This window comes from Rhizobium sp. SVR5-2C (assembly GCF_056755115.1).
This window is the reverse complement of record NZ_JBNDHT010000005.1, coordinates 90,697-106,421: the sequence shown is the minus strand read 5'-3', so window position 1 is coordinate 106,421 and position 15,725 is coordinate 90,697. Positions and strand designations below refer to the sequence as shown.

Annotated in this window: 16 protein-coding genes; 6 read left to right on the top strand and 10 right to left on the bottom strand. The window is 61.4% G+C overall.

Annotated elements, in window-relative coordinates; translation table 11 throughout:
* The coding region (gene guaD / locus ACPYOI_RS02885; protein WP_481422522.1) for a guanine deaminase at positions 1-1,138 on the bottom strand (1,138 nt) is incomplete at its 3' end.
* Positions 1,135-2,373 carry a urate hydroxylase PuuD gene (puuD, locus tag ACPYOI_RS02880; RefSeq protein ID WP_481416681.1) on the bottom strand — a complete coding sequence of 413 codons (1,239 nt, stop codon included), beginning with the start codon at positions 2,371-2,373 and terminating at the stop codon, positions 1,135-1,137. The genes puuD and guaD, both read right to left, overlap by 4 nt.
* Before the next feature lie 329 nt (positions 2,374-2,702).
* Here puuD and ACPYOI_RS02875 point away from each other — a divergent pair, with 329 nt between their 5' ends.
* Positions 2,703-3,035, top strand: coding sequence for a hypothetical protein (locus tag ACPYOI_RS02875; protein ID WP_168830387.1), 333 nt, complete (start codon positions 2,703-2,705; stop codon positions 3,033-3,035).
* Here the strand turns inward: ACPYOI_RS02875 and ACPYOI_RS02870 are convergent.
* Complete coding sequence (locus ACPYOI_RS02870) at positions 3,029-3,934, bottom strand: LysR substrate-binding domain-containing protein (protein ID WP_481416682.1); 906 nt, start codon at positions 3,932-3,934, stop codon at positions 3,029-3,031. The genes ACPYOI_RS02875 and ACPYOI_RS02870 overlap by 7 nt on opposite strands.
* A gap of 102 nt (positions 3,935-4,036) precedes the next feature.
* Here ACPYOI_RS02870 and ACPYOI_RS02865 point away from each other — a divergent pair, with 102 nt between their 5' ends.
* Positions 4,037-4,234 (top strand): hypothetical protein, encoded by a 198-nt coding sequence (locus tag ACPYOI_RS02865; RefSeq protein ID WP_481416683.1) that lies wholly within the window; start codon positions 4,037-4,039, stop codon positions 4,232-4,234.
* On the opposite strand, the gene xdhC is transcribed toward ACPYOI_RS02865, so the two are convergent.
* The 5 genes from xdhC to ACPYOI_RS02840 all read right to left on the bottom strand — a co-directional run bounded on the left by xdhC (position 4,216) and on the right by ACPYOI_RS02840 (position 10,481).
* A complete protein-coding gene (xdhC, locus tag ACPYOI_RS02860; protein ID WP_481416684.1) occupies positions 4,216-5,025 on the bottom strand; it encodes a xanthine dehydrogenase accessory protein XdhC in 810 nt (269 codons plus the stop codon). The two genes, ACPYOI_RS02865 and xdhC, sit on opposite strands and share 19 nt — an antisense overlap.
* 181 nt (positions 5,026-5,206) lie before the next feature.
* A complete protein-coding gene (locus ACPYOI_RS02855) occupies positions 5,207-5,764 on the bottom strand; it encodes an endonuclease domain-containing protein (RefSeq protein ID WP_481416722.1) in 558 nt (185 codons plus the stop codon).
* Positions 5,692-8,031 carry a xanthine dehydrogenase molybdopterin binding subunit gene (gene xdhB, locus ACPYOI_RS02850; RefSeq protein ID WP_481422521.1) on the bottom strand — a complete coding sequence of 780 codons (2,340 nt, stop codon included), beginning with the start codon at positions 8,029-8,031 and terminating at the stop codon, positions 5,692-5,694. Before xdhB ends, ACPYOI_RS02855 begins: the two co-directional genes overlap by 73 nt.
* Before the next feature lie 177 nt (positions 8,032-8,208).
* Positions 8,209-9,675 (bottom strand): xanthine dehydrogenase small subunit, encoded by a 1,467-nt coding sequence (gene xdhA, locus ACPYOI_RS02845; RefSeq protein ID WP_481416686.1) that lies wholly within the window; start codon positions 9,673-9,675, stop codon positions 8,209-8,211.
* 29 nt (positions 9,676-9,704) lie between these two features.
* Complete coding sequence (locus ACPYOI_RS02840; RefSeq protein ID WP_481416687.1) at positions 9,705-10,481, bottom strand: 3-hydroxybutyrate dehydrogenase; 777 nt, start codon at positions 10,479-10,481, stop codon at positions 9,705-9,707.
* Positions 10,482-10,699: 218 nt separating this feature from the next.
* Here ACPYOI_RS02840 and glpK point away from each other — a divergent pair, with 218 nt between their 5' ends.
* The 4 genes from glpK (at position 10,700) to ACPYOI_RS02820 (ending at position 13,634) form a co-directional block, all read left to right on the top strand.
* Positions 10,700-12,193, top strand: a complete 1,494-nt coding sequence (gene glpK, locus ACPYOI_RS02835) for a glycerol kinase GlpK (RefSeq protein WP_481416688.1) — start codon at positions 10,700-10,702, stop codon at positions 12,191-12,193.
* A gap of 168 nt (positions 12,194-12,361) precedes the next feature.
* Positions 12,362-12,502 (top strand): hypothetical protein, encoded by a 141-nt coding sequence (locus ACPYOI_RS02830; RefSeq protein ID WP_168830395.1) that lies wholly within the window; start codon positions 12,362-12,364, stop codon positions 12,500-12,502.
* A 97-nt stretch (positions 12,503-12,599) separates the two neighbouring features.
* Complete coding sequence (locus ACPYOI_RS02825) at positions 12,600-13,061, top strand: nuclear transport factor 2 family protein (RefSeq protein WP_481416689.1); 462 nt, start codon at positions 12,600-12,602, stop codon at positions 13,059-13,061.
* 15 nt (positions 13,062-13,076) lie between these two features.
* Positions 13,077-13,634 (top strand): TetR/AcrR family transcriptional regulator, encoded by a 558-nt coding sequence (locus ACPYOI_RS02820; RefSeq protein WP_481416723.1) that lies wholly within the window; start codon positions 13,077-13,079, stop codon positions 13,632-13,634.
* On the opposite strand, the gene ACPYOI_RS02815 is transcribed toward ACPYOI_RS02820, so the two are convergent.
* On the bottom strand, positions 13,624-14,574 hold the full coding sequence (locus ACPYOI_RS02815; RefSeq protein WP_481422520.1) for a hypothetical protein: 951 nt from the start codon (positions 14,572-14,574) through the stop codon (positions 13,624-13,626). The two genes, ACPYOI_RS02820 and ACPYOI_RS02815, sit on opposite strands and share 11 nt — an antisense overlap.
* Before the next feature lie 125 nt (positions 14,575-14,699).
* The gene (locus ACPYOI_RS02810; RefSeq protein WP_481416691.1) at positions 14,700-15,677 is read right to left on the bottom strand and encodes a GlxA family transcriptional regulator; all 978 of its coding nucleotides are present in this window, start codon (positions 15,675-15,677) and stop codon (positions 14,700-14,702) included.
* Between the last annotated feature and the right edge of the window lie 48 nt (positions 15,678-15,725).

Here is a 15,725-nt window from a genome sequence, read left to right as displayed (position 1 = left end):
TACCCGGCTCCAGGGTGCCGATGCTGTCTGCAAGCGAGAGCGCTTCCGCGTTGCCGAGCGTCATGTAGTAATAGCTCTCTAGTGGGTTGAGGCGTTCGCCGAGCAACTGCTGGATCTTGTAGGCCTCATCCATCGTGCGCAGCATGGAATAGCTGGAGCCGCCGCCGATGTCGGTCGCGACGCCGATGCGCACGGACTTCTGGCGGCGCGCCAGTGTCTTCAGCGGAAAGAGGCCGGAGCCGAGGAAGAGGTTGGACGTCGGGCAGTGCACGGCAATTGAACCCGCCTCGCTCATCGCATCCGCTTCGCGGTCCGAAAGATGAATGCAGTGGCCAAAGAGGCTCTTTTCGCCGAGCAGGCCGTAGCGGGCGTAGATATCGGTGTAGTCGGTCGCTTCCGGATAGAGGCCGCAGGTGAACTTGATCTCGTCGTGGTTTTCCGAGAGATGCGTCTGGATGTGCAGATCGGGAAACTCGCGGGCAAGCGTGGCTGCGGCTTCCATCTGCTCAGGCGTCGAGGTGATTGCAAAGCGCGGCGTGATCGCCACGTGGTTGCGGCCCTTGCCGTGCCAGTCGGCAATCACCTGCCTCGTTTCATCATAGCTCATCTCCGGGGTATCGAGCAGGCCCTGCGGCGCATTGCGGTCCATCATCACCTTGCCGCCAACCATGCACATGTTGCGACGCATGGCCTCTGCGAAGAAAGCATCGGCGGAGGTCTTGTGCACGGAGCAATAGGCGACCGCCGTCGTCGTGCCGTGGCGGACGAGCTCATCGTAGAAGCGCGTGGCGATCTTCTGCGCATGCGCGCTTTCGACGAAACGGCATTCTTCCGGGAAGGTATAGGTATTCAGCCATTCGAGCAGGTCGGCGGCGTAGGAGGCGATCACCTGCATCTGCGGGAAATGCAGGTGCGTGTCGATGAAGCCCGGCATGATCAGGTGCGGGCGGTGATCGATTTCTTCCGTCCCCTCAGGTGCCTTGGCCCTGATCTCAGCATAGGCGCCGGTCGCGGCGATCTTGCCACCTTCGATCAACAGGCCGCCGTCGGTCTCGTAGCTGTAGCTGTCCGTATCGGTCAGGCTTTGCGGGGCGCGCTTGAACGAGAGCAGGCGCCCGCGCAGGAGTTTCGTCGTCATTGCTGTTTGCCTTCGACTGCGCTTTCGAACCAGGCGACGAGCAGCTTGCGCTCGTCCGGCGTGATATCCGTCAGATTGCCGGGAGGCATGGCATGGCTGCGGCCCGCCTGTATATAGATTTCGCGCGCGTGGGCGGCGATGTCCGCGTCATTGTCGAGGATCACGCCGTTCGGCGGGCGGGCAAGACCCTCATAGACGGGCTCGGCGGCATGGCACATCGTGCAGCGCGTCGAGATAAGCTGCTTGACGGCCGGAAAATGAGGGTCACCGGCAAATTGCTGGAAAGCGGGCGCGACGGCAGCAGTATCGCTTTCGCCGGTCAGCAGTTTCGGCACGGTGGAAAGCCACATGATGAGGATGAAGAGGATCACGGTCGCGATCCAGGTCCAGGTCGGCCGGCCCTTCCGCGCATGCGTGGTGTTGAACCAATGGCGGATGGTCACGCCCATCAGGAAGACGAGAGCGGCGATGACCCAGTTGAATGCGGTGCCGAAGGCCAGCGGATAGTGGTTCGACAGCATGAAGAAGATGACGGGCAGCGTCAGGTAGTTGTTGTGCAGCGAACGCTGCTTGGCAATCTGCCCGTATTTCGCATCGGGGGTGCGGCCGGCGATCAGGTCGGCGACGACGATCTTCTGATTGGGGATGATGATCATGAAGACATTGGCCGACATGATCGTCGCCGTGAAGGCGCCGAGATGCAGGAAGGCGGCGCGGCCGGTGAAGACCTGCGTATAGCCCCAGGCCATGAATACCAGGACCGCGTAGAGCACTATCATCAGCCCCCAGGTGTTCTTGCCGAGCGGGGACTTGCAGAGAAGATCGTAGACGAGCCAGCCGCCGGCCAGCGAGGCCAGCGAAATCAGGATGGCGGTGACCGGGCTGATGTCCAGCACATGGCGGTCGATCAGAAAGAGATCAGCACCGCCGTAATAGACGATGCAGAGCATCAGGAAGCCGGAGAGCCAGGTAAAATAGCTCTCATACTTGAACCAGGTCAGGTGCTCGGGCATCTGGGCGGGTGCCACCAGATATTTCTGAATGTGGTAAAAGCCGCCGCCATGCACCTGCCATTCTTCGCCGTAGGCACCGGGCGGAAGATGCGGACGTTTCACCAGGCCAAGGTCGAGCGCGATGAAATAGAACGACGAGCCGATCCAGGCGATCGCGGTAATGACATGAAACCAGCGCGCCGCGAAGGCCAGCCATTCCCACGCTATGGCATATTCATACATTGAGTTCCCCTGTCTTCCTCCGACTCGCCACATTGCAGAATGTTGACGCGAGAGGGAAGGGGCAAAGATGACTGTCGATTTGCTTGGCCGGCACCATGCAAAGACACGATCGCTCCCTTCGTCGCGCTGGCGCAGGTGGGGCTACAGCACGCCGCTTGTGGCGATTGTTACTTGAACAACATCCACAAGCACGCCCATGTGAATATGCTGCGCTGCACAATTTTGTGATCATTGAAATGTCAAGATTAGGCTACAGTTTCCATTGAAGGCCGCCGGGATGAGGTGGAAACCGCATTTGAGGCGGGGCATTCATCGACGGAGAATAGCCCATGCGCAGCATTCTGGCAGGTGTGATGATTGCGTTTGCGTCGAGCGTGAGTGCCCACGACGCGCCATCAGGTTGGTCTTACGATCCCTTTTGTTGCAACGGCGATAGCCAAAATGGCGATTGCCAGATGATCCCTTCGAAAAGCGTCCAGGTTACTCCCAGGGGATACCGCGTAACGTTGCTGCCTGGCGACCATCGGCTGGTGACGCGGGCGCATGTCTTCATGCTGCCGATGACGAAGGCGATGCAATCGGGCGACGGCGACTATCACCTTTGCCTGTTCCCGAACGAGGACACACCGCGCTGCTTCTACGCGCCGGAAATGGGCTATTGAGAGCGAGCCTCCTTGCCGTGCATTTCCTCCAATATCCAGTTGCGAAATGCCTTGATCTTCGGAACGTTGCGACGGCTTTCAGGATAGGCGAGCCAGTAGCCACGGCCATCGGTGCAGGCAAGCTCGAAGGGACGGATCAGCTTTCCGCTTGCCAGCTCTTCCGGGTAGAAGTCGGGCGTCAGGATCGCGACGCCCTGGCCGGCGACCGCAGCAGCTGCCTCATAGGCCTGCGCGCCATAAAAGCTCGTGGCCCTTGTCTTCAGGCTCGTCGTGGGCACGCCCGCCGCTTCGAGCCACTGGTGCCACCACGGGTCTGTGGGGTCGAAAATCCGGAGCTTCAATAGGTCTGCCGGTTCATGGATGCCACCGATGCTGTCGGCAAGTGCCGGGCTCAGCATCGGCGTGAAATAGACGTCCATCAGTTTTTCGGCGCGCAGGCCCGGCCAATCTCCCGTGCCCGAGCGGATTCCGACATCGAATGCCTCACGGGCAAAATCGACCAGTGTATCTGACGTGTTGATCCGCACGGCGATATTCGGATGGGCGAGCTGGAAAATGCCGAGTCTGCGAGCGAGCCATTGCGACGCGAAGGTCGCGAGACAGGTGATCTGCAGCGTCACCTCCGTCTCGCCGCGTGCCTCGGCCATGGCGAGCTGCAGCATCTCGAAGGCCTCGGTGACCTGCGGCGCCAGCCTTTCGCCGGTTTCCGTCAGGCTTATCTGGCGCGGGCGCCGCAGGAAAAGCGGCTCGCCGATATTTTCCTCCAGCAGTTTCACCTGATAGCTGACGGCGGTCTGCGTCATGCCGAGCTCTTCGCCCGCCTTGGTGAAGCTGCCGAGCCGGGCAACGGCCTCGAAGACGCGCAGCGCATTCAGCGGAAATTGCTTCGACAGCTTCATGGATAAGTTCTCTTTATGCATGCAGACGGTTGTTCGATTGGAATTGCAGCATTTCTTTCGGCAGACTGCAAGCCATAGCATCAAATGAACAAAGGTGATGTCATGGACTGCAATGCTATCGAAGAGAGCGCAAGGCCCGTCAGTCTCTCGAGTTCAGCGCTTGTTTCCAGTGTCGCGGACTGGGTCCGTGCCAAGCTGTTCCACCCGTCGCGGATCGACCTCGACAGCATGCCGGACCGCGTAAAGCGCGATCTCGGCTTCCTGGATGGGCGAGACCCGCGTTACGAGGACGAGTTTTGACGGTAGGCGAAAAGTGCTGCCAATATTTCCGCGGCGGTCATGGCGGCGATCACTTCGGGCCGCTTGTCCCTGACCGCCGACCCGCCGATCGGCAGTAGGAGGCGGTCGAGCCATCGTCGCTCGCCGCCCTCCTGCGATAACCAGCTTGCGAAGGTGGCGCGCTTCGTCGCGGAGCCGATCATGCCAACATAGGACAGATCGGTTCTCGCCAGCGCCTCGCGCGCGATCATGAAATCGAGCGCATGGTCATGCGTCAGGATCACGACGGCAGAACCCGCCCGCATGGCCTTCACCAGCTCTTCCGGCATTGGCGTAAGCCGTGTCTTCGTCTCTGGCGACAGGTTTGCGAGTTCCTCCTGGCGCGTCTCAACGACGGTGACGGAAAGCGGCAGGGGCGCGAGCGCGGCTGCCAGCGCATGGCCAACATGGCCAGCACCGAAGAGATAGACGTCCGGCAGATGCGCCGCTTCGTCCGCCTGCCTGGCCTCCAGTTCCGCCACCAGTTCATCCGTGATCTTCCGGAACCGCAGCTGCGTGCGCCCGCCGCAGCATTGTCCGATCGCCGGCCCCAGCGGAATATCCATGGTCTCGCGGCCGCCGCCCTTCAGGAGCTCACGGGCGTTTGCGATTGCCATGAATTCAAGCTGCCCACCACCGATCGTGCCCCAACTGGCGCTTTCGGAGACAAGCATGAAAGCGCCAGCTTCCCGCGGGGTCGAGCCTTGCGTGCCGGTGATGTCGACCAGGATGGAAACGGGGTGGGCGGTGAGGAATCGAAATAAATCTCTCATAGAAACCAATCCATGTCGTACAGCGGAGGCTGAGTATGCCGCGCTACCCCCTCATCCGCCTGCCGGCACCTTCTCCCCTCTGGGGAGAAGAGACTCGCGGCGAGTGCCGTATTCTCCCTCTTCTCCCCAGCGGGGAGAAGGTGGCCCGAAGGGCCGGATGAGGGGGCTTGGTTCGGGCGCGTCATCTATCAATATTCCTCGGGCGCACGATCGCAGGATAAAAGCGCAGAGTGTCATCCCGCTGAAATATCTGTCCTTCAAGCACAGCTAGGATTGTCTCCAGAACCGTCCGCCTTTCCCGTGTGATCTCGTGATTCCAAAATCGAAGAATCGAATATCCATTGCCATTTAGCCAATGCGTCCGCGTGGCATCAGCGGGATCGGCGGCATGCTGAAAGCCATCGACCTCAACAATCAACCGCATCTCTCGGCAAAGAAAATCGACGATGTAGGGTCCAAGCGGCACTTGGCGCATAAATTTGTGACCGTTCAGCCGCCGATTTCGAAGTTCACCCCAAAGCCGGTATTCTTCTTCGGTGTCACTTCGGCGCAGTCTGCGTGCCTGTTCGGTCTTGCCAGCTCGTCTCTTTGTTATGTCCTCTCGGTTAGGAGAAAGTCCGCCATCCGTTCTTTCTTTCGACGAAGAGAAGGGACGTTTCGCCATCGTCACACCCGTCGCAGCCGCTCCACTGCCATCAGCACCCGCTCCGGCGTTGCCGGCGCGTCGAGCCGCGGGCAGACCTTGTAATCGGCGACGCTCGCCACCGCCATCGAGAGCGCTTCAAACACGGAAATTGCCAGCATCAGCGGCGGTTCGCCGACGGCCTTGGAGCGGCCGATGGTGGCCTCGGTGTTTTCCGACCATTCCGCCAGCCGGACGTTGAAGATTTTCGGTCGGTCCGAGGCGAGCGGGATCTTGTAGGTGGAGGGTGCGTGCGTGCGCAGCCGGCCTTTCTCGTCCCACCAGAGCTCTTCCGTCGTCAGCCATCCCATGCCTTGGACGAAGCCGCCTTCGACCTGTCCGATGTCGATCGCCGGGTTCAGTGAACGGCCGACGTCGTGCAGGATGTCGGTGCGGTCGACCAGATATTCGCCGGTGAGCGTGTCGATCGACACTTCCGAGCAGGCGGCGCCATAGGCGAAGTAATAAAACGGCGTGCCACGGCCTGCCTGCCTGTCCCAGTGGATCTTCGGCGTCTTGTAGAAGCCGGCCGCCGACAGTTGCACGCGGGCGAAATAGGCCTGCTTGATGAGGTCCGGAAAGGGGATTTCGCTATCGCCGATCTTCACGCGGTTCGGCAAGAAGATGACTTCGGCGGGATCGACGCTCCATTTTTCGGCGGCGAAGGCGACGAGCCGCTCCTTGATCTGCCGGGCGGCGTCGAAGGCGGCCATGCCGTTCAGGTCGGAGCCGGAGGAGGCGGCCGTCGCCGAGGTGTTCGGGACCTTGCCGGTGGTGGTCGCGGTGATCTTCACGCGGTCGATATCGACCTGGAAGCTGTCCGCCAGAACTTGCGCCACCTTCGTATAGAGGCCCTGGCCCATCTCCGTGCCGCCATGGTTCAGGTGGATAGAGCCGTCCTGATAGACATGCACGAGGGCGCCCGCTTGGTTGAAGGCAGTCATCGTAAAGGAAATGCCGAACTTCACCGGCGTCAGGGCAATGCCCTTGCGGATATACCGGCTGTCGCGATTGAAGCCGATGATGGCATTGCGGCGCGCCTGATAGTCGGCGCTCTCCTCCAGCTCGCCGACGATACGTTCGAGGATGCTGTCTTCGACCTCCTGATGGTAGGGCGTCAGCGTAGGCCCCGAGCCCGGCTGGCCGTAGAAGTTCAGCTTGCGGATTTCGAGCGGGTCCTTGCCGGTGGCGTAGGCGATCTCCTCGATGAAGCGCTCGGCTCCAAGCATGCCCTGCGGCCCGCCGAAACCGCGGAAGGCGGTGTTCGAGACCGTATGGGTCTTGAGCGGCTTCGACTGCAGGTGCACATGCGGATAGAAATAGCTGGAATCGGCGTGGAAGAGCGCCCGGTCTGTGACCGGTCCGGAAAGGTCGGAGGAGAAGCCGCAGCGCGCGGCATAGGTCGCGTCCACCGCGTGGATCCGGCCTTCGTCGTCGAAGCCGAGTTCGTAGTCCACCAGGAAGTCGTGGCGCTTGCCGGTCGCGGTCATGTCCTCGTCGCGGTCGGGACGGAACTTGACGGCACGCTTGAGTTTCTTTGCGGCGATCGCGGCCAGAGCGGCGAACTGGTTGCCCTGCGTTTCCTTGCCGCCGAAGCCGCCGCCCATGCGTCGCACGTTCACCGTCACCGCATTCGAGGGAATGTTCAGCGCATGCCCGACGATATGCTGGATTTCGCTCGGATGCTGTGTCGAAGACCAGACCGTGACTTCGTCGTCCTCGCCGGGGATCGCCATGGCGATATGGCCCTCGAGGTAGAAATGCTCCTGACCGCCGATGCGCATCTGGCCTTTCAGCCGGCGAGGAGCTTTGTCCATTTCGGCCTTGGCGTCGCCGCGCCGCAGCGTCATCGGGGTGATGACCAGCGGGCCGCCGTTCTCGAGCGCGCCGTCGATATCGCTCCAGTGCGGCAGGTCGCGATATTCGATCCTGGCCTTGCGCGCGGCCTTGCGGGCGGCATCGCGGGTTTCGGCGATCACGGCAAAGATCGGCTGACCGTGGAATTCGACCCTGGCTTCTGCCAGCAGCGGCTCGTCGTGGCTGCCGTTGGAGGAAACGTCATTGACGCCCGGTACGTCCTTGCCGGTGAAGACCCAGACGACGCCCGGATGCTGCCGGACCTCGGAAAGGTCCATGCTGAGGATGTCCGCATGGGCGCGGTCGGACGTGCCAAGCGCGCCATGCAGCAGGCCTGCGGGTTCTGGAATATCGTCGATATAATCAGCGGTTCCGGTCACATGCTTATGGGCTGAATCATGTTTCAGCGAACTGTGCATCGGACCTGAGATCATCGCCTTGGCGTTATCGAAGGTGGATTTATCCATGGTGAGGCTCCGTCATGATATGCGGAGCGAGCCACCCCCTCATCCGCCCTCCGGGCACCTTCTCCCCGCTGGGGAGAAGGGGGAACGAGACGGTGCGGCACATCCCTTCTCCCCTCGGGGAGAAGGTGGCGGCAGCCGGATGAGGGGGCTTGTTGAGGCAAACAGTCAAGCGATCCATCACGCCACTCCCTCGAACCGCTTCAATTCCGCCGGCGCACTCATTGTTTCCAGGTAGAAGCGCTTCAGCAGGTTCTTCGCCGTCAATTGCCGGTATTCGGCGGTTGCGCGCCAGTCGGTCAGCGGCTGGAAATCGGCGTCGAAGGCGTCGCGCGCCTTGTCGACGGTTTCCTCGTTCCATGGCTTACCGATGAGATCTGCCTCCACCGTGCGGGCGCGTTTCGGGATTCCTGCCATACCGCCGAAGGCAATGCGAATGTCATTGACGTCGCCTGCGTCATCGAGCGTCAGATAGAAGGCACCGAGCACCGCTGTGATATCCTCGTCGCGGCGCTTGGTGATCTTGTAGACCGCGAACCGGCTACCCTCGGCCGGGTAGGGCATGAAGACGCTCTCGACGAATTCGCCGGGCTTGCGGTCCTGCTTGCCGTAGTCGATGAAAAAGTCCTCCAGCCGCAACATGCGCGTGCCGGCTGCCGAACGCAGTTTCAGCGTGGCGCCGAGTGCGATCAGCGGCGGCGGGCTGTCGCCGATCGGCGAGCCATTGGCGATATTGCCGCCGATCGTGCCCATGTTTCGCACCTGCTCGCCGCCAATGCGGTTGATGAGATTGCCGAGCGTGGGCACCTTCGCGGCGAGAACGTCGAAAGCCTTCGTGTAGGTCACGCCAGCCCCGATCGTGACGCCGCCGTCGGTCGCCTTGACCGTCTGCAATTCATTCAGGTGATTGATGAAGACGGCGGGGTTCAGCGTGCGCATCTGCTTCGTCACCCAGAGGCCGACATCCGTCGAACCGGCGACGACGGTCGCTTGCGGTTCATCGGCCAGAATGCGCGCGAGCGCCTCGACGGAACCGGGGACGATCAGCCGCTCTTCGCCGGATGTGATGGTGATCGTCTCGCGCGTCTGCATCGCCCAAAGCCGGGCGACAATATCCGAGCGCGTCTTTTCCAGCGGATCGAACAGCGCGCTCGGCCGCGCGCGGCTGACGGCCTCGGCGGCCTTGACGATCGGTTCGTAGCCGGTGCAGCGACAGAGATTGCCCTGCAGCGCCTTTTCGATCTCGGCCCGGCCGGGCTTTTCGTTCGCAAGCCAGAGACCGTAAAGAGACATCACAAAACCGGGCGTGCAGAAACCGCATTGCGAGCCGTGGTAATCCACCATCGCCTGCTGCACCGGGTGCAGCGTGCCGTCTCTGGCGGCAAGGTGCTCCACCGTCACGACATGCGTGGCGTTCATCGAGCCCAGAAAGCGGATGCAGGCATTGACCGTCTCGTAAAACAGCTTGCCGTCGACAAGCCGGCCGACGAGCACCGTGCAGGCGCCGCAATCGCCTTCGGCGCATCCCTCCTTCGTCCCGGTCAACCGGCGCCTCAGCCGCAGGAAATCGAGCAGCGTCTCGGTGGGCTGGACATCGTTGAGGGCGATGTCCTCGCCATTGAGGATGAAGCGGATGCAGTCTTTCATGGTACCCCTTATTCTTGTTTTTTAAATGGTTATGCCGCGGTCCAGCCCCCGTCAATCGAGATGTGGGTGCCGGTCACCTGCCGCGCGTCGTCGCTCGCCAGATAGAGCGCCAGGGCACCGATCTCCTCGGCCTTGACGAATTCGTGCGTCGGTTGGGCCTTGAGGATCACCTCGGTCTTCACCTGTTCCTCGGTCATGCCGCGAGCCTTGGCGGTATCCGGTATCTGCTTTTCGACGAGCGGCGTCAGGACATAGCCGGGGCAGATGGCATTCACCGTCACGCCGAACTCGGCAAGTTCGAGCGCCGCCGTCTTCGTCAGGCCCAATATACCATGCTTTGCGGCCACATAGGCGGATTTGAACGGCGAGGCGACGAGCGCGTGCGCCGAGGCGATGTTGATGATGCGGCCATGCTTCTTCGCCTTCATCAGCGGGATTGCGGCGCGCATCGTGTGAAACGAACTCGACAGGTTGATGGCGATGATCTGGTCCCATTTCTCGATCGGAAAATCCTCGATCTTCTCGACGTGCTGAACGCCGGCATTGTTGACGAGCACGTCGACCGTGCCGAAGGTCTTTGCCGCTGTATCGATAAGATCGGCGATCTCGGCGGGCTTCGTCATATCGGCCGGATGGTAGAGCACGCCGGCCTTCGAGAGCGATTCAAGCCGCTCCACTATCGCCTTGATTTCATCGGCGTTTCCGAAGCCGTTGATGACGACGTTGTCACCCTTTCCGGCAAAGGCGGTGGCAATCGCAAGGCCGATGCCACTGGTGGATCCGGTGACGACAACGGTTCTCTTCATGCTCTTCTCCTTGTGGCTTGTTCCCGACGCACTACCCGGAAGGTATGCGCAAAGCGGCGCTTCTGGCAATCGCGCGCGACATGGATTTGCAATTGAAGCGAGTGGCGAAGATGGCCGGGCGAGTAGCTGCTTGTTATTTCGCTTTATTTTCTTTTCACGTTCGCTTTGGTGCCTTAATGATTTTCACCGATAGAAGCGATGCGCATGGGAGGGACAGCGTGAGCGGATATGTTTTGGCGATCGATCAGGGCACGACGTCGACACGAGCGATCATCTTCGATGGCGAGATGAAGATCGCCGGAGCGGGCCAGAAGGAGTTCACGCAGATCTATCCGCGCTCGGGCTGGGTCGAGCACGATCCCGAAGAAATCTGGGCTTCGGTGGTTTCGACCATCAAGATGGCGCTCAGGGAAGCGAAGATCAAAGCCAAGGATATCGCAGCGCTTGGCATCACCAATCAGCGCGAGACCGTCGTCGTGTGGGAGCGCGAAACCGGCAAGCCGATTCAGAACGCCATCGTCTGGCAGGATCGCCGCACGGCGACTTACTGCGACAATCTCAAGCGCCAGGGTCTCGAGAAGACATTCACGAAGAAGACGGGGCTCATTCTCGATCCCTATTTCTCCGGCACCAAGCTTTCCTGGATGCTGGCCAACGTGAAGGGCGCGCGAGCGCGCGCGGCCAGGGGCGACCTATGCTTCGGTACTATCGACAGCTTCCTCATCTGGCGGCTGACCGGCGGCAAGAGCTTCGTCACCGATGCCACCAATGCGTCACGCACGCTGATGTACAACATTGTCGAGAACAGATGGGACGAGGAGTTGCTCGAAATCCTACGCGTCCCGGCTGCCATGTTGCCGGAGGTCAAGGACTGTGCCGCCGATTTCGGTGTTACCGATGCCTCTATCTTCGGCGTCGCTATCCCGATTCTCGGCGTTGCCGGCGACCAGCAGGCCGCGACGATCGGCCAAGCCTGCTTCGAGCCCGGCATGTTGAAATCAACCTACGGCACGGGCTGCTTTGCGCTGCTGAACACCGGCGCTGACATCGTGCGCTCCAAAAACCGGCTGCTCACTACCATCGCTTATCGCTTGAACGGTGAAACGACCTATGCGCTCGAAGGCTCGATCTTCATCGCGGGTGCGGCCGTGCAGTGGTTGCGCGACGGCCTCGGTATCATCGACACCGCTGCGAAAACCGGGGAGCTCGCCGAACTGGCCGACCCGACGCAGGAGGTCTATCTCGTCCCGGCCTTCACCGGTCTCGGCGCGCCGCATTGGGATCCGAAGGCACGCGGCGCAATCTTCGGCCTGACGCGCAATACCGGTCCCGCCGAATTCGCCCGCGCGGTGCTCGAAGCCGTCTGCTATCAGACACGCGATCTGCTCGAAGCCATGCAGAAGGACTGGAAGAACGGCAAGGAGGACACGGTGCTGCGCGTCGACGGCGGCATGGTCGCGTCCGACTGGACGATGCAACGCCTTTCCGACCTGCTTGAAGCCCCCGTCGATCGCCCGGCCATCCTCGAAACCACAGCACTCGGCGCTGCCTGGCTTGCCGGAAGCCGGGCAGGGGTGTGGCCCGACCGCAAGGGCTTTTCCGCCAAGTGGAAACGCGACCGGCGCTTCGAGCCTGATATGGACGACAAGACGCGGGCGGCCAAGCTCAAGGGCTGGCGCAGCGCCGTGAAGCGGACGTTGAGCGAAGCATAAGGCGCGTTGCTTCCGCGAAAGCGGGTATCCCCGACAGCAGCCGTCGGCACAGCATCCTCAATCAGCATTGAAGTTGTGATAGAATGGCGCTGGGTTGGATTATCGGGTCTCGACTTTCCCGATCGCCAATCCTCGTTTCCTCGATGTGATTTACGGAGGGAAGGTGCCATGGCCAAGGGACAGCTGCGCAGCAACCGCGAGATACGCAAACCCAAGAAGGACAAGAGCGCTCCGAAGTCTGCGGTGGTAGCCGGATCGCAGGTTCGGCATGCCGAAAGCACGACAGTGCTCGGAAGAAAAGACAAATAGCAGGGCTCGTTCGGCGACATGCAAAACGACTTGTGCCGTTTTTTCAAATCCTGTACTGATCGGTATAGACCATGAAGATCAGTACAGGAGAAATGTCATGTCTGCTCTCGTTCCGCCATTCACGCTTGAAACCGCCATTCAGAAAGTTCGCCTCGCCGAAGACGGCTGGAACAGCCGCAATCCGGAAAAAGTCTCGCTGGCCTATACGCCCGACAGCCGCTGGCGGAACCGGGCCGAATTCGTCAACGGCCGCGCCGAGATCGTTGCATTCCTTACCCGCAAATGGGCCAAGGAGCTGGATTATCGGCTGATCAAGGAGCTGTGGACCTTCGGCGGGAACCGTATTGCCGTGCGCTACGCCTATGAGTGGCACGACGACAGCAACAACTGGTTTCGCTCCTATGGCAACGAGAATTGGGAATACGATGAAGCGGGCTTGATGCAGCGGCGTTTCGCCTGCATCAACGATCTTCCCATCAAGGAATCGGACCGCAAATTCCACTGGCCCCTCGGCCGCCGGCCGGATGATCATCCGGGCCTCTCGGACCTTGGCCTCTGAGGAAAGGCACCCGCTCTGAAAACGCTCTACGAACGCGCCGATGTGGTACCGCTGCTTGCTGAAACTTTTCGCGAGCTGGGTTTCGAGGGCACGACGCTCAGCCGGATCACCGAGCGCACCGGCATCGGCAAAGGCAGCCTCTATCACTTCTTTCCCGGCGGGAAGGAAGAGATGGCGGGTGCGGTGCTTGCGGAGGTCAATCGCTGGTTCGAGGATTTCGTCTATGAGCCGCTGCGCCGGGACGAGCCTGCTGCGGCAATCGGCGCGATGTGGCGGAACGTCGACGAGTATTTCCGCTCCGGAGGGCGCATCTGCCTGGTCGGCGCCTTTGCGCTGGACGAGACCCGTGAGCGCTTTGCCACCACTATCAATGGCTATTTCCAACGCTGGATCGATGCGCTTGCCGATGCCCTTGTTCGCAGCGGCCGCGCGGTAGGCGAGGCGAGGGCGGCGGCTGAAGATGCCGTGGTAGGAATACAAGGCGCGCTGGTATTGTCGCGCGCCCTTGATGACAAGTCGTTGTTCAAACGCGCGCTCGATCAGATGGCGAAGCGATTGAGTGTCACGGCTTGAGCCAGGGGCTCCTCACGCTCCAGAAAATGACGCTGGCACCGAGATAGTCGTCGGCGAAGGCTGTGAACTCTTCCTTGGTGAACGGCTTCTTCGTCTTCGGATTCTTGTAGGTCAGCGTCGGCTCCTGCACGGCCATGCCCACATAGGCGAGCTTACCCTTGTACTGGTTGAAGAAGGGATAGGAGTTCTTCATCTGCGCCTTGCGGTTGGGCACGATGTCCGGTCCGCCCAGCCCGATATTGTTCTTTGCCGCGAAATCGAAGAGGCGGCTCATGTACCTGTGGTCATTCTCCCATTCGCAGGGCCAGAAGTTCACATATTGAACGACCATGGACTTTGCGAAGGCCTTGCGCGCGAACCTGAGGTTTTCCATTTCGCCGGAGAAATAGGCGTCGCAGGAGAAATCCTTCGGCTCGTTCTTCGGGTCGAGATCGATCGACGTTTCGGGGAGGTTGATGCCGTAGACGCGGCCGTCGAATTTTGCCGCCAGCGCGCCGATAAGCGCCTGGTAGCGCTCGCGAACCGCCGGGTTCCATTGTTGCGCCGCCCAACCGGAACCGATGCCCTTGTTCTCGCCCGGATTGTCGAACTGCGGCGCAAGGCCACCGCCATATTTGGTGCCGGTGAGCATGTAGTCGGGGATATTGCGGGCCTTCGGATTGAAGAAGCGGTCCTGCACCTGGATGAAGAGCTTCTTGTGAAGACCGTCGGTGATGGCGAGATCTCTCTCGATTGCAGAGAAGTCGTGTTCGCCTTTAGCCGCTTCCAGCATCTTCCAATTATAGACGACCTGCGCGCCGCCGATATCCGGCCGCTGGAGCAGGGCTTTGGCGGCTTCGAGATTTCCGGAGCTGGTATAGATGAAGTTCTGCGGCGCGGCCGATGCGGCAGTGGCGCTCATGCAGATGACGGCAAATGTGGAAAGGGCGCTTGGCTTCATTGGCTTCCTAAAAATCGATTGGATATGGATTGCCTCGGCGGCCAGCGAGCCATCCACACGAAAGCAGGCGGTTCCATGGCAGACGTGCCGGGCGCACTGTGGTTAATCACGGCCGCCTCGACAGGTTAACGCGATGCGCCGAGCTTCGCATATTGTCGTCGATACTCAGCCGGTGTCACGCCGACTTGCCGCGTGAAAGCCCGTCGCAGCGTATCGGCATCGGCAAAGCCGCATTCGGAAGCGACCTGCTTCGGTGCGTGGCCCTCTTCCAGCAGGGTTCGCGCCGCCGCGATACGGGCAGCCTCCACCCAGGCGGCCGGTGTCGTGCCGACCTCATCGCGGAACAGCCGCGCGAAGTGGCGCGGGCTGAGTTCCATCCGGTGCGCCAGCGCGGCAACGCTGTGGTCTGCGGCCGGATTGGCGGCAATCCAGCGCTGCGCCTCCTGCAATGCGGACCGGCCGGCGGGCGCGGCTTCGCCCTTCCGGCTGAACTGCATCTGCCCGCCCGGCCGCTTGAAGAACATGACGAGCTGGCCCGCGACCCTCATCGCGACATCGCGTCCTAAATCCTCCTCGACGAGGGCGAGCGCCAGATCGAGCCCGGCGGTAACGCCGGCAGCGGTTCGCAACGGTCCGTCCCGGACATGGATGGCATCGGCCTCGACGGTCACGGAGGGATAGGTTTTGGCGAGCGTGTCAGCCACCGCCCAGTGCGTGGTGATCCGGCGCCCGTCAAGAAGGCCGGCCGCAGCCAGGATGAAGGCGCCGCTGCAGACCGAACCGTAGCGCCTCGCCTTCGGGGCTGCCTGGCGCAGCCAGGCAATCATCTTTGCGCCGGGTGCAATCTCCGCCGCATTGGGACATCCGGCGACGAGCAAGGTATCGATCTCGGGGATGTCGTCGCCCACGACGTAGTCCGTGACAAGCCGCGCGCCCGAGGAACTGCGGATATGGCCGTGCTCCACCGCGATCACCAGCAGCCGGTAGATCTCCTTGCCCGCTTGCACATTGGCCTCGGCGAAGACGTCGAGCGGGCCCGAGACGTCGAGGAGCTGTACGCCCGGAACGGCGAGGATGGCGATGGTCTTCGGTTTGTTTGTCACGGCAGCGTCCGCTCCGGCCAGCTTTTGGCAGTAAATGACGTGTTGCGT

Bases quoted from the DNA above. Each gene is read 5' to 3' on its own strand.
- puuD (WP_481416681.1), bottom strand. From the start codon at position 2,373: ATGTATGAATATGCCATAGCGTGGGAATGGCTGGCCTTCGCGGCGCGC.
- ACPYOI_RS02875 (WP_168830387.1), top strand. From the start codon at position 2,703: ATGCGCAGCATTCTGGCAGGTGTGATGATTGCGTTTGCGTCGAGCGTG.
- ACPYOI_RS02870 (WP_481416682.1), bottom strand. From the start codon at position 3,934: ATGAAGCTGTCGAAGCAATTTCCGCTGAATGCGCTGCGCGTCTTCGAG.
- ACPYOI_RS02865 (WP_481416683.1), top strand. From the start codon at position 4,037: ATGGACTGCAATGCTATCGAAGAGAGCGCAAGGCCCGTCAGTCTCTCG.
- xdhC (WP_481416684.1), bottom strand. From the start codon at position 5,025: ATGAGAGATTTATTTCGATTCCTCACCGCCCACCCCGTTTCCATCCTG.
- xdhB (WP_481422521.1), bottom strand. From the start codon at position 8,031: ATGGATAAATCCACCTTCGATAACGCCAAGGCGATGATCTCAGGTCCG.
- xdhA (WP_481416686.1), bottom strand. From the start codon at position 9,675: ATGAAAGACTGCATCCGCTTCATCCTCAATGGCGAGGACATCGCCCTC.
- ACPYOI_RS02840 (WP_481416687.1), bottom strand. From the start codon at position 10,481: ATGAAGAGAACCGTTGTCGTCACCGGATCCACCAGTGGCATCGGCCTT.
- ACPYOI_RS02830 (WP_168830395.1), top strand. From the start codon at position 12,362: ATGGCCAAGGGACAGCTGCGCAGCAACCGCGAGATACGCAAACCCAAG.
- ACPYOI_RS02825 (WP_481416689.1), top strand. From the start codon at position 12,600: ATGTCTGCTCTCGTTCCGCCATTCACGCTTGAAACCGCCATTCAGAAA.
- ACPYOI_RS02815 (WP_481422520.1), bottom strand. From the start codon at position 14,574: ATGAAGCCAAGCGCCCTTTCCACATTTGCCGTCATCTGCATGAGCGCC.